Origin of the sequence: Flaviramulus sp. BrNp1-15 (genome assembly GCF_022259695.1) — a bacterium.
Lineage (GTDB): Bacteria > Bacteroidota > Bacteroidia > Flavobacteriales > Flavobacteriaceae > BrNp1-15.
In genome coordinates this window covers 230,031-243,487 of sequence record NZ_CP092099.1, presented here as the reverse complement: position 1 = coordinate 243,487, position 13,457 = coordinate 230,031, and the positions used below count along the sequence as shown (strand labels likewise).

11 protein-coding genes are annotated in these 13,457 nt (G+C 31.6%); 7 read left to right on the top strand and 4 right to left on the bottom strand.

Translation table 11 applies throughout. The features are described from left to right. Positions 1-67 precede the first annotated feature (67 nt). The 4 genes from nadD to MBM09_RS01025 all read right to left on the bottom strand — a co-directional run bounded on the left by nadD (position 68) and on the right by MBM09_RS01025 (position 3,625). Entirely contained in the window at positions 68-646 is a 579-nt protein-coding gene (gene nadD / locus MBM09_RS01040) for a nicotinate (nicotinamide) nucleotide adenylyltransferase (protein WP_238674994.1), read from the bottom strand. A 2-nt stretch (positions 647-648) separates the two neighbouring features. Then, positions 649-1,245: a guanylate kinase gene (gmk, locus tag MBM09_RS01035; protein ID WP_238674993.1), complete on the bottom strand. Its 597-nt coding sequence runs from the start codon at positions 1,243-1,245 to the stop codon at positions 649-651. 11 nt (positions 1,246-1,256) lie between these two features. Next, a complete protein-coding gene (locus MBM09_RS01030) occupies positions 1,257-2,114 on the bottom strand; it encodes a YicC/YloC family endoribonuclease (protein WP_238674992.1) in 858 nt (285 codons plus the stop codon). A 68-nt stretch (positions 2,115-2,182) separates the two neighbouring features. Then, on the bottom strand, positions 2,183-3,625 hold the full coding sequence (locus MBM09_RS01025) for a DASS family sodium-coupled anion symporter (RefSeq protein ID WP_238674991.1): 1,443 nt from the start codon (positions 3,623-3,625) through the stop codon (positions 2,183-2,185). Positions 3,626-3,738: 113 nt separating this feature from the next. On the opposite strand from MBM09_RS01025, the gene MBM09_RS01020 reads away from it, so the two are divergent. The 7 genes from MBM09_RS01020 to MBM09_RS00990 all read left to right on the top strand — a co-directional run bounded on the left by MBM09_RS01020 (position 3,739) and on the right by MBM09_RS00990 (position 13,439). Then, positions 3,739-5,238, top strand: a complete 1,500-nt coding sequence (locus tag MBM09_RS01020; RefSeq protein ID WP_238674990.1) for a PLP-dependent aminotransferase family protein — start codon at positions 3,739-3,741, stop codon at positions 5,236-5,238. Between the two features lie 115 nt (positions 5,239-5,353). Next, positions 5,354-7,018, top strand: coding sequence for a lamin tail domain-containing protein (locus MBM09_RS01015; protein ID WP_238674989.1), 1,665 nt, complete (start codon positions 5,354-5,356; stop codon positions 7,016-7,018). A gap of 22 nt (positions 7,019-7,040) precedes the next feature. After that, entirely contained in the window at positions 7,041-8,060 is a 1,020-nt protein-coding gene (locus tag MBM09_RS01010; protein ID WP_238674988.1) for a lamin tail domain-containing protein, read from the top strand. A gap of 20 nt (positions 8,061-8,080) precedes the next feature. After that, entirely contained in the window at positions 8,081-9,442 is a 1,362-nt protein-coding gene (gene dcuC / locus MBM09_RS01005; protein ID WP_238674987.1) for a C4-dicarboxylate transporter DcuC, read from the top strand. Between the two features lie 4 nt (positions 9,443-9,446). Continuing rightward, complete coding sequence (iadA, locus tag MBM09_RS01000) at positions 9,447-10,592, top strand: beta-aspartyl-peptidase (RefSeq protein ID WP_238674986.1); 1,146 nt, start codon at positions 9,447-9,449, stop codon at positions 10,590-10,592. 11 nt (positions 10,593-10,603) lie between these two features. Beyond that, complete coding sequence (locus MBM09_RS00995) at positions 10,604-11,905, top strand: porin (RefSeq protein WP_238674985.1); 1,302 nt, start codon at positions 10,604-10,606, stop codon at positions 11,903-11,905. A 1-nt stretch (position 11,906) separates the two neighbouring features. After that, a complete protein-coding gene (locus MBM09_RS00990; protein ID WP_238674984.1) occupies positions 11,907-13,439 on the top strand; it encodes a M14 family metallocarboxypeptidase in 1,533 nt (510 codons plus the stop codon). Positions 13,440-13,457 lie beyond the last annotated feature (18 nt).

Genomic DNA, 13,457 nt, shown 5'->3' with positions numbered 1-13,457 from the left:
AAACCTATTATATACTATGTTATGGAAAAGCCAACTTTTAAAAGTTGGCTTTTTTATTTCAAGCTATTCATTTATAAAAATTCATCTCGTCTAAATATTCCCAAACAAATTCAGGTAGCATAGGTCTTACATTTTTACCTGCTTTTATCGCATTTCGAATAAATGTAGAAGATAGTTGCATGATAGGCGCATTAACAGTATGTATTTTTTCATGACCATCAAATTGTGTTTCTATTTTATTATCAGAAATTCTAGGATATACATAAATATGATGGTTTTCTAAAATAACTTCATAGTTTTTCCACTTATGAAAACTTTTTAAGTTGTCTTCTCCCATAATTAAAGCAAACTCATAATCTGGATATTTTTCTTGTAAATATGCAAGTGTGTTTACTGTGTAATTTGGTTGAGGTAAGTTAAATTCTATATCGCTAGGTTTAAGTTTAGTATAATCTTTTGTAGCACGATACACCATTTCTAAACGCTGATAATTATCAAGCAAGCTGCTTTTCTTTTTAAAGGGATTGTGAGGTGTTACTACAAACCAAACTTGGTCTAAATCACTGTACTCTGCAATGTGATTTGCAATAACCAAATGCCCAATATGTATAGGATTAAAAGAACCAAAATATAACCCAACTTTCATATCTAAGATTTTAAAAAGTCTCTAACTTTAATTTCAGACTCTTTTAATGCTTTTTCTAAATTATCGTTTACAACTATAATATCGAAAAGAGGAGCTGTCGCTAATTCTGCTGATGCTTTTGCAACACGCATATTTATTTTATCTGCACTTTCAGTTTTGCGTTTTTTTAATCTAATTTTTAACTCATCTATACTTGGTGGTTTTACAAAAACGGCTAAGGTTTGCTGTGGGAATTTACGCTTAATACGTAATCCACCAGAAACATCAATATCAAAAATAACATTTTTGCCTTTTGCCCAAATACGTTCTACTTCGGTTTTTAAAGTGCCGTAAAAATTATCACGGTAAACTTCTTCCCACTCTAAAAACGCTTCACCCTTAATTTTGTTTTTAAATTCCTTGGCTGATAAAAAGTAATAGTCCTTTTCGTTAACTTCGTCACCTCGCTTTTCTCTTGAGGTTGCAGATATGGAAAACTCTAGGTTTAAATCCTCAATACCAAGTAAATGTCTTACAATGGTGGTTTTTCCAGAGCCTGAAGGTGCAGAAAACACTATAAGTTTACCTTGTTTTTTGTTTGTAGCTTCTTTATTAGTCACGAAATATGTTTTTAAAGTACATTCAACAATTGTTCCTTAATTTTTTCAAGTTCATCTTTCATCTGAACCACCAATTGTTGCATGGGTGCATAGTTACTTTTAGAACCAATGGTGTTTATTTCTCTACCCATTTCCTGACTTATAAACCCTAGTTTCTTCCCGTTAGAATCTTTAGAGTTTAAACACTCAGTAAAGTAGTTTAAATGGTTTTTTAAACGCACTTTTTCTTCAGTAATATCAAATTTTTCAATGTAATAAACCAGCTCTTGTTCAAAACGGTTTTCATCATATTTTTCTTTGAGTTCTTCAACTCCTTTAAGTAAACGCTCACGAACACCTTCAACACGTTCAGGATCCATAGCTATAACTTGTTCAAGTAAGTTTTCAATAGATGTAATTCTATTGTTAAAATCTTGTTCGAGTACCTTACCTTCATCTAATCTATGATCAACCAAATCATTTATAGCATTATTAATTTCTATTTCAATAGCTTTCCATTCATTTTCATCTATTTCTTCACGAACCGTATTTAAAGCATCTGGAAAACGAACAGCCATTTTAAGAAGTTCTAAATCGTCACTATTAACAACTTCTCTAAGTTGTTTCATATATTGTTTAACAACAGGTGTGTTTATTTGAGTTGAAGTATCGTCGGCAGTAGCTTCCACATAAATTGAAAAATCTATTTTTCCGCGAACGAGTTTGTCAGCAAGTTTTTTTCTTATAGTTAGTTCTTTTTCTCTGTAAATAGAAGGCATTCTAGCGTTTAAATCTAAATTTTTACTATTTAAAGATTTAAGTTCTATAGTTATTTTTTTTGTGGGCAATTGCAAAACAGATTTTCCATAACCTGTCATTGAATATATCATAAACTAGTGTATTAAGTTGTGCAAAGGTAATTAAAACTAAAAGTATAGAAAATAGTTGGAAACAGCTTTTAGTTTAAATCCCATAGCAGGGGGAGAAAATAATAAACAATTAAGGTAAGAAGAATGATGGTTAAAATGTTTAACCATATCCCTTTTTTAATCATATCTCCAATTTTAAGATATCCTGAACCAAAAACTACAGCATTAGGTGGTGTTGCAACGGGTAACATAAATGCACATGATGCAGCTACGGTTGCACTGACTAATAATAAATATGGATGTACACCTATAGCATTAGCAAGAGAAACAAGAACCGGTAGCAACATAGCTGTGGTTGCTAAATTTGAAGTTATTTCTGTTAAAAAATTCACAGATGCAATTAATATTAGTATTAGTAAAAGTAATGGAATAGAGTTTAAAGATATTAATTGATTGCCTATCCATAGTGCTAATCCGCTAGATTCAAAGCCTAAAGCTAAAGCCATACCACCACCAAATAATATAAGAATGTCCCAAGGTAGTTTAACGGCATCTTTCCAAGTCATTAACTTATGTTTTTTTACTTTACTAGGAAGCAGAAATAAGAGAAACGCAGAACACATTGCAATTATAGTATCGTCAATTTCTGGAATAAATTTTTGAAGTAAAAACGACCTGCTTATCCATGCAAAAGCAGTTAGCACAAACACCAAAAAAATCATTTTCTCTTCAAACGTAATTTCTCCTAAATCTTTAAGTTGTTTGTCTATTTCTTTCTTCCCTCCTGGAAACTCTTTCTGTTTAAACTTAAAAGCTACTCTTGTAAGATACAACCAAGCTAAAAACAGAAATACTAAACTTATTGGGAATCCAAAAATAAACCATTGTGTAAAGGTTATTTCTACATTATAACTTTCTTGAACAACACCTGCTAAAACAAGGTTTGGTGGTGTACCTATTAATGTTGCCATTCCACCTATTGAAGCGCTATAAGCAATAGCTAGCATTAATGCTTTACCGAAAATTTTGTTTTCGTTCTCTATAGTGTCAGGATTATCTTTTAGCTGTAACACAATGGCAATCCCAACGGGTAAAATCATTACGGCAGTTGCGGTATTAGATATCCACATAGATAGAAAAGCAGTAGCCACCATAAAACCTAAAATAATATGAATCACATTTGTGCCAACTATTTTAATTATTGTTAAAGCTATACGTTTGTGAAGATTCCATTTTTCTATTGCAATTGCCAAAACAAAACCTCCAATAAAAAGAAAAATATATTTGTGACCATATGAAGCTGTTGTTGCTTTTAATGCTAGTCCACCACTTAACGGAAAGAGCACTATAGGAAGCAATGCTGTAATTGCAATATGTAAAGCTTCTGTAATCCACCAAATAGCAACCCAAAGAGCCGAAGCTAGTATGGCATTTGCTGACTTACTTAAACCTTCTGGGTGAAAAAACAGAATTATTATAATAAACATAAAAGGCCCAAGAAAAAGACCAATATTTCGTTTCGTTAATGTCATAGATTAGTTAGTTATAATTAGGTTTTTCAATTTAATTAGGAAAATTAATTACCTAAAGTGAGTAAATTTAAGACTTGTTTAGTTTATTTTTATAGTACCAATTTTTATAAAATATGAATACCAATTACAAATTTGTTATAAGTAGAATCGAAAAAGAGTACAATATTCAGAAAAAAATAAAGCCTTTTAACAAGTACATTGTATTGTATCGCGCTATTAAAACATGTGTTTTAAATAACGAAATACCGCATGATTGGTTATTGCCTTCAACACGAGTTTTGGCACAGGAATTAAAATTATCTCGAACAACAATAAATAAATCTTACGAGCTTCTTCAACTGGAAAAATTAATTATATCCAAAGCAGGTTCTGGAAATAAAGTTAATTATGATAACTCTAAGACAAATAAAAAAGACATTGATAATAATGTAAAAATAAACGAAAGCTTATATCCTAAAATATCTAAAAAGGGAGTTTCTTATTTAAAAAATGTAACCTTATTAAATAGACCTCATGATAGTAATTTAGCTTTTAGACCTGGGTTACCTCCTATTGATGTTTTTCCTGTTAACCAATGGAAAAAAATTTTAAATACGTATTGGCGACATATAAAATCTTCAAGCTTATCCTATTCACATTCGGCAGGACTTGAAGAATTAAAGAAAAGTATATGTAATTATTTAAACATTAGTAGAAATATTAAATGTGATTACGAACAAATTGTTATTGTTTCTGGCTCTTTACAATCTTTATATCTTATAGCCAATACATTAATAGATAAAGGAGATTCTGTAGTTTTAGAAAACCCGATTTTCCCCAATGTACATTCTGTTTTTAAAAGTTCAGAAGCAAATTTAATTCCAATAGATTTAGATGATGAAGGAATTAGTATAAATCAAATGAATTATATAAAAGATAAGCAAGCAAAAATAATTCATGTAACACCATCTAATCATTATCCTTTAGGTATTAAAATGAGTTTAACAAGAAGGCAGGAAGTATTACAATGGGCATCAAAAAATAGAGCTTTAATTATAGAGAACGATTATGAAAATGAAATAGCAAATTCACTAGAAAGTATTCCAACAATTTTTAGTTTAGATACAGAAGATAGAACTATTTACATGGGTACATTTAACCGGTTATTGCATCCTTCAATACGCCTAGGTTATATGATTTTACCTAAATATTTAATAAAATCTGTTAGAGCGCTACAAGAACATTCGCATCGTTTTGTAACACCTTCTATTCAGGTGGTTATGAATCAGTTTATAGAGAAGAATTATTTATTTCAACATTTAAAGAATAGTATTGAAATTGGTAAGCATAGACATGATTTGTTTATTTCAACCTTTGATGCTAAAAGTAAAAACATGTACATTCAAAATAAGCCCTTCTCAAGTTTTCATCTGTTATCCCTTTTTAATAAAGATGTTAATCCAGATGATGAAAAAAGAATAATTCAAGAATTGAAAGCACACAATATTACTGTATTTTCCTTAAGCAAATGTTATATAGGTAAGCCTAAACAAAAAGGTTTAATTTTAGGATATGCTTCTGTAAGACCCAATATATTAAAACAGAAAGTTGAACGAATGAATAAATTTATATGAGTTTTAAAAAAAAATTTTACAATTAAATAATTGGTATTAAAATTTTAATACAACTGGTATCTACTCTTCGCTTTTTCATCCTTTAAATTTGAAAAACCAAACCAAACTAAATATTATGAAAAAGCTCTCATTTTTATTTTTATTAGTGTCTTTAGGTGGTTTCTCTCAAAATGTAACAATTACCAAAGTTATAGAATCAGACTGCTCATCACCATTTGTAAAAACAGTAGAATTATATGTTGATGGTACTGTTGACTTTTCAACCGAAGTAGTAATGAATTATATGTTAAATGGAGCGTCTTGGGCAGATAATCAAATTGACATATCTGGATTTGGGGTTCAGAGCGATAAATTTCTTTATATCGTTAGAGATATAGCTTTAATGCAAGCAGAATTTCCTTCCATAACTTTTAGTGCAAGTAACACGTTAGTGGTAGCTACTTCCACAAATGGAGATGATGGCTATCAAATAGTTTTAAATGGTATTATTGTAAGTCAATTTGGAAAAACTGAAACAGATGCAGATACTGATACTATATGGGAACATGATGACTCCGTAGTATCAAGAAAGTCTGGAGTGCCTGATAATGGAACGTGGAATGAAACACATTGGGATTATAGTGGTAAAAATTCACTTGATGGAGAAACAGCTTGCAACGGTGGCTCAGGAATAGAAGCTTATCTTAATGGTTTAGGAGGAACATATCCATTAGGGTCAGGTTCCGGATGGACTCCCACTTGTGGAACTGCATTGGTAGATAGTTCAGCTGTTTGTGATACCACAGCATCAGGAGCTACTGATGATACATATACTGCTACATTAGGTTTTTCAGGAGGAAATAACGGAAATACATTTACTGTAAATGCAACAGATGGAACAGTAGGAGGAGATAATCCTACATCTACTGTTACTGGCACAATAACCGTTACAAACATCCCTGAAGGAACAGATATTACTATTACAGTTAGTGATATTGCAGATGGAGGTGTGTGTGATTTGTCAAGAGATATTGATAGTCCTGGTTGTATTCCTTTAATTATAAATGAAGTGTTATTTGATCCGGCGGGTGATATTACAGGCGATGCAAATGGAGATGGTATAAGAGATGCATTAGATGACGAGTTTATAGAGTTGGTTAACAATTCAGGTTCTTCTTTAGATATTAGTGGGTATACAATCTCTGATGCTGTAGCATTAAGGCATACATTTCCCGCATTAACAATAATTCCTGCAAATAGCATGTTGGTTGTTTTTGGTGGAGGAACACCAACAGGAAGCTTTGGAAGCGCAATAGTACAAACAGCATCAGAAGGTGAATTAAATTTTTCAAATGGCGGAGATATTGTTACGGTTAGAAATACTTTAGATGATGAAGTTGTTGTTTTTAATAGTTCTTCTGCAGGAGTTAGTTTGTCTGATAATCAATCTGTAACTAGAGACCCAGATATCACAGGTAGTTTTTCCTTACATACAGACGCCAATGCTAGTTTATTGTTTTCACCAGGAGCACTTGCAAGCGGCGCAATATTATCAACTAATAGTTTTTCAGAAAACAAGCTATCAATTTATCCTAACCCAGTAACCGCAGGGTATGTAAACATAAAATCTCAAACATCTGAAGAAAAACATATTTCAATGTTTGATTTAACAGGAAGAGAAGTGTTAAACACCCAATTAAGCTCAAATAAGTTAAATGTTAATTCGCTAAAAACTGGAATGTATTTACTTAAAATACTGGAAAACAACAACATATTAACAACTAAACTAATAATTAAATAAGACTTACTAAACTAATTTTATAATGAATCCAAAAATCATATTAGAAAAAGGATTGGTTTATATTTTTTTAATAACCTCCATTTTCGCATGTACGACCGATGATATATTACCGTCATTTGAATTAACGACAAGCAATACAGATTTAAGTGAAGATAGTGGCACAGTTACTTTAACAGCAACCTTAAATTCTTCAGCTTCTCAGCAAATTGTAATACCTCTTTCAATTTCCGGTACTGCAACACAATCAAGTGATTATTCGGTTAGTGCTTCAGAAATTACAATTAATAAAGGAAACAAATCAGGAAGTGTAATATTTACTGGGCTGCAAGATGAAAATGTTGAAGGCGTAGAAACACTAGTGATAAACATTGGTAATGTACAAAATGTACTTCTTCTCTCTAGTACTGAAATAACGATTTCTGTTTTGGATGATGATTCAGATTCAGATTCTGATGGTGTTTTAGACGCAAATGATGAATGTCCAAATGAGGCAGGAGCAATTCAGAATAATGGTTGCCCATGGTTAGGTTTTTTAATCAATGAGGTTCTTTACGATCCTGAGGGAGATTTAACAGGTGATGCAAATGGTGATGGTGCTAGAGATGCCAATGAAGATGAATTTATAGAGTTTTTTAATTCAGGACCAGAGTTAGACTTAAGTGGATACAAAATTTTTGATGCAACTGCTTTAGCTTCAGGAACACCAAGACACGAGTTTCCTTCAGGAACCATTGTTCCATCAAATGGAGTTATTGTAGTTTTTGGTGGAGGTACACCAACAGGGACGTTTGGTGGAGCTATTATACAAACGGCGTCAGATGGGTTATTAAACATGAGTAACTCTGATGATTTTATGACCATTGAAGACGCATCAGGAAATGTTGTTTTAACTTTTGATGTTGAAGCGTTATCTAACAATCCAAACGAATCTTATACCAGAAATCCAGACTTAACAGGAGAGTTTGAACAGCATTCAGGAATTGCTGAAGCTAATGGTACTTTATTTTCTCCAGGTACAAAGTTAGACGGTTCATCATTTTAATTATTTACATTTAGGTTTAAATGAATTATCTAGGAGCTATAATATCACTGTTATTTGTATTTATTGCAGGAAGACTTTTACTTAAAAGGTTTAATCCTCATGCAGTATTATTGGTTTCAGGTTTACTGATGCTAATTATAGCTCAAATTTTAAATTATAATTTACCAGAACTTAAAGACTCAACAGGATTTTCTGGGTTTGATTTGTTTAGATATATAAAAGAATCATTTAGTAAAACTAATGCAGGTGTTGGCTTAATGATTATGGCTATAGGTGGCTTTGTTGCTTATATAGATAAAATAGGAGCTTCAGACACACTTGTTTATGTAGCTATGAAACCCTTAAGTTTTTTTAAAAAGAAACCTTACATAGCTGCATCATTAGTAATTCCAATAGGGCAATTGCTATTTACAGCAATACCTTCTGCTGCTGGATTAGGCCTGCTTTTAATGGCTTCAATGTTTCCAATTTTAGTAAATCTAGGAGTTAGTAGACTCTCTGCTGTTTCAGTAATTACTGCAACTACGGCTTTTGGAATTGGTCCAGCTTCGGCTATAACAGCTAGAGCTACTAGTATAGCAGAAATAGATACAGTTCTATTTTTCTTAAACTATCAAATACCATTAGTATTGCCATTAAGCTTCATAATGATGATTACTTATTACTTTGTAAATCGCTATTACGACAAAAAAAATGGAGTTGATAAGGAGGTACATGAAATTGAAAAAAAAGAATTTAAAGCCCCTTTGATTTATGCCGTAATACCAATTCTACCAATTATTCTTTTAATAGTCTTTTCTAAGATATTTAATCTGTTTAGTGTACCGATTTCTTTAGATACAACCACAGCAATGTTTATTAGTTTATTTATAGCGTTGATTTGTGAGTTTATTAGAACAAAAAACATAAAAGAAGTATTTAACTCATTACAAACATTTTGGAATGGTATGGGTAATATTTTTAAAACTGTAGTTACACTTATAATAACAGCAGACATTTTTGCAAAAGGGCTTATTAGTTTAGGGTTTATTGATGGTCTTCTAGACTTATCTCAAAATATTGGTTTTGGAGCTGTAGGCATTGGTGTTGTAATGACGGTGATGATATTTTTAGCATCTATGCTCATGGGAAGTGGTAATGCATCCTTTTTTGCATTTGGTCCATTAGTTCCAAAAATCGCAAAACAGTTAGGGGTAGAAAGCACACAAATGTTATTGCCTATGCAACTCTCAGCATCCATGGGTAGAACAGTATCTCCAGTGGCGGGAGTAATTATTGCCACAGCCGAAATCGCCAAGGTTTCAACCTTAGAAATTGTAAAAAGAAATTTAATTCCATTAGCCATAGCCTTGTTAGTTATGTTGCTTTACCATTTTGTATAACCATATGATTACATTAATAAAAAATACAGAACTATATACTCCTAAACACATAGGAAAAAAAGATATTCTAATTGCTGGCGAAAAAATTGTAGCTATTGCAAACAATCTAGATCATTTTAAAAATGAAGTGAAGGTTTGGGATGTAAAAGGAAAAATTGTAACTCCAGGATTAATAGATCAACACATTCACATTACTGGAGCAGGCGGAAAAGATGGATTTTCATCTATGACACCAGAAGTAAATTTAAGCGAATTAATTTCTTGTGGTACAACAACAGTTATGGGCTTACTAGGAACAGATGGAACTGCAAGAAATATTAGAGCTCTTTATAGCAAAGCCAAAGCATTAGAAGGTGAAGGCATTTCAGCATATATGCTTTGTGGGTATTACGGCTTGGATACTGTAACAATTACAGACAGTATCCAAGCAGAAATGCTCTTTATAGATAAGGTTTTAGGTTGTAAAATAGCCATAAGTGATATTCGTTCGTCTTATCCAACAGCTCTAGAGCTATTAAGAAAACTTAGAGACGTTAGAGTAGGAGGGCTTATTGCAAACAAAAAAGGAATACTACATGTGCATCTGGGAAATTTAAGTACAAAAATGGATGTGTTATTCGAATTGGTAAACAAATATGAATTCCCAATAGAACATATTTCACCAACACATGTAGGAAGAAGTAAAGAGCTATTTGAACAAGCTATTGAGTTTGCCAAACTAGGAGGAATGATTGATATAACAACAGGAGCTTCTAAATATATAGATCCTTACGAGTCAGTTTTATATGCGCTTGAAAAAGGTGTAAAAATTGATAACATCACCTTTAGTTCAGATGGTCATGCAGGATTAACAAAGTTTGATGAAAATGGTAATCCTGTAGGAACTAAAAAAGCGCCAATAGATAAAAATCTGGAAGAAGTAATACACCTAATTAAAAAAGGAGGAATATCTATTGAAGATGCTTTTAAACTAATAACTGTAAATCCAGCTATTAATTTAGGGTTGAAACAAAAGGGAAGAATTGAAGTTGGGAGTGATGCAGATTTATGCTGCTTTACTGAAAATCTGGAATTAACAGATGTTTTTGCAAGAGGAAAGCAAATGATGAGTAATAAAGAAGTTATTGTTAAAGGAAATTTCGAATCATAGTATTAAATAATATGAAGATTAAAAATATTTTTCTTTTTGGAGTTTTATTGATGAGTGCTTCAATGCAAGCACAAACTATAAAATTAGACACGTATAAATTTGGGGAAGGGCTAAATTTTACTAACGATGATGGCTATAGAATGAAGCTAACAGGTTATATACAACCCTACTTAGAAATAAAACATTACACAGAAGGAGTTGACAATAGTTCTGTTAATCGTTTTAGATTGCGTCGTGCAAGATTTCGTATAGCAGGAAACTTAAAAAATGAGCGATTTAAATATAGATTTGCTTTTGATTTAAGTGGTACTTCAGAGGATGGAAATACTACATCAAATTATCTTCAAGACGCTTATATATCTTACGATATTACTAATCGTATAAGAGCAACTTTTGGACAGCGTTCAACATATACAGACAATAGAGAATTGTTTATGGCCTCAAACACACTTCAGTTGGTTGAGCGTAGTAGAGTTACTTCAGCATTTGCAAGCATACGTGAGTTTGGTTTATTTATGTCAGGAAATTTCAGATCGGGTCGAGGCTCTTATTTAAGACCATATTTTGTTTTAACAAATGGCGATGGCGGTAATGTTCTTGGAAAAGACCACGGAGGATTAAAAGTTGGTGGCAGAATAGATTATTTGCCTTTTGGATTGTTTACAAATTTCGGACAATTTAGACAAGCAGATATAGTTCGAGAATCGGCACCAAAATTAGTTGTAGGCGTAAACTTTAGTCATAATAATGGGATGAGTAGTAGACGAGGAAGGGGAAGTGGAGATATTATTTATTTAAATGATGCTAATGAAGAATCGTTGCCAGATTTCACAAAATATGGTGTTGATTTTATGTTAAAGTATAGCGGTTTTTCGGTACTTGGAGAATATGTAAAAACAAAAGCAACAGTGCCTGATGATATAACTCAACGCATACTTAATAGTGGCTCAATTTCAACAAATTTTGAGGTAGATGGTATTCAAGATGTAGAAAATTATGTAAAAGGAAGAATGATGTTAGGTGATGCTTTTAATATTCAAATGGGCTATGTGTTTAAAAATGGTATTTCTATTGATGGACGATATACGCATTTAAATGCAGATGAACATTCATTTTTAAACAATGCAACTTTTTACAACAGGCCAAATTATTACACTATTGGAATAAGCAAATACCTGTCTAGAAGTTATGGTGCAAAAATTCAGGCATCTTGGACTTATGTTGATGGAAGTGATGGAATAAACGATAATAACGGAAATCCTATTTCTGGAAACGAAACTTTAGCAAGACTTATTTTAACATTAGCCTTATAGGATGATTAAAAAAGTATACATATTAGTTTTTTTATTATTTGCAGGACATATTTATGCGCAAATAAGTCCACAATCAAAAAAAATAACTCAGAAGTTTTTTCTAGAGTATGAAGCTTTAGAAAATATAACACCAGCTTTACAAAAAAAGAAGGGGTTTACTAATTATGATGAGCTTATTTCATTTCTAAATAGTTTGGTAAAGAAACATCCTGATAAGATTAAACTAAGTTTTATTGGAGAAAGCCAAAAAGGGTATAAAATTCCATTAGTTAGATTAACAACACCAAATACAAACGAAAAAATTAAAGTTTGGATGCAAGGTGGCTTACATGGTAATGAGCCTGCAAGTACAGAAGGTTTACTTTATTTGTTAGACAAAATATTAAATGACACAGACTATACTTATTTGTTAGACAATGTTGATTTAGCAATTGTTCCTATGTCAAATATTGATGGGTATTTAAAGCAAAACAGGTATGCTGCAAATGGCTTGGATCTAAATAGAGATCAAACCAAGTTAATGGCACCAGAAAGTGTAGTATTAAAACAAGCATTTTCAAATTTTAATCCTGAAGTAGTTGTAGACTTTCATGAATATAGACCTTATCGTAAAGATTTTTCACAGTTTAGCGATTTTGGGATTACCTCTATTTACGACATTATGTTTTTATATACAGGAAACTTAAATGTACCAAAAAACATAAGAGAAATTACCAATAACCTTTTTGTAGAAAATGCAAGAAAAGTGCTTGACAAAAATGGTCTAATGCATCATGATTATATGTCAACAGGAAAGTTTGGCGGCGAAATTCATTTTAATCAAGGAGCAACAAACTCACGTTCAAGCGCAACAAATTGTGCGTTGGCTAATACCATTTCAACACTAATAGAAGTAAGAGGTGTTGGTTTGGGACGCACGTCATTTAAAAGACGCATAAATACAACTTTTTTAATAGCAGTATCTTATTTAGAAACAGCTTACAATAATATAGAACGTGTTAAAAATGAAATTAAAAAAGCTAATGAGCAACATAATGAGGTTATTGTAACAAGTTCAAAATCTATTTACAAAGACAACATAAAGGCTATAGATTTAGACTCTAATGAAATGATAGATTTAGAGGTTACCATTAGAGATGCTTTAAAATCTAAACCAAAATTGGTACGTAAACGGCCAATAGCATATTTAATAGACGCTAATCAAAAAGAGATTATAGAAAAATTAAAAACATTAGGTGTAAAACTTGAAACTTTAACAGAAGACCAAGAAATAGAAGTTGAAGCTTATTTGATTTCAACATATCAAAAAGATTCAAAAAAATATGAAAAAATGAATCTTCAAACAGTTGAAGCTAAAATTGAAAAGAAAACAATTCTTTTTCCTAAAGGAACTTTTAAAATATCAATGAATCAAAGAAGAGCAAATATAATTCCTGAAGTTTTAGAACCAGAAGCACCAAATAGCTTTGTGTCTTTTGGTGTATTAAATACTAACGAACAAGAAATATTGCCAATTTATAGAGTAACAAACTAATTAAGCAAAAAACAAACA

Excerpts from the sequence above, each read along its gene's own strand:
- nadD (WP_238674994.1), bottom strand. The coding sequence starts at position 646 with ATGAAAGTTGGGTTATATTTTGGTTCTTTTAATCCTATACATATTGGG.
- MBM09_RS01030 (WP_238674992.1), bottom strand. The coding sequence starts at position 2,114 with ATGATATATTCAATGACAGGTTATGGAAAATCTGTTTTGCAATTGCCC.
- MBM09_RS01025 (WP_238674991.1), bottom strand. The coding sequence starts at position 3,625 with ATGACATTAACGAAACGAAATATTGGTCTTTTTCTTGGGCCTTTTATG.
- MBM09_RS01020 (WP_238674990.1), top strand. The coding sequence starts at position 3,739 with ATGAATACCAATTACAAATTTGTTATAAGTAGAATCGAAAAAGAGTAC.
- MBM09_RS01015 (WP_238674989.1), top strand. The coding sequence starts at position 5,354 with ATGAAAAAGCTCTCATTTTTATTTTTATTAGTGTCTTTAGGTGGTTTC.
- MBM09_RS01010 (WP_238674988.1), top strand. The coding sequence starts at position 7,041 with ATGAATCCAAAAATCATATTAGAAAAAGGATTGGTTTATATTTTTTTA.
- dcuC (WP_238674987.1), top strand. The coding sequence starts at position 8,081 with ATGAATTATCTAGGAGCTATAATATCACTGTTATTTGTATTTATTGCA.
- iadA (WP_238674986.1), top strand. The coding sequence starts at position 9,447 with ATGATTACATTAATAAAAAATACAGAACTATATACTCCTAAACACATA.
- MBM09_RS00995 (WP_238674985.1), top strand. The coding sequence starts at position 10,604 with ATGAAGATTAAAAATATTTTTCTTTTTGGAGTTTTATTGATGAGTGCT.
- MBM09_RS00990 (WP_238674984.1), top strand. The coding sequence starts at position 11,907 with ATGATTAAAAAAGTATACATATTAGTTTTTTTATTATTTGCAGGACAT.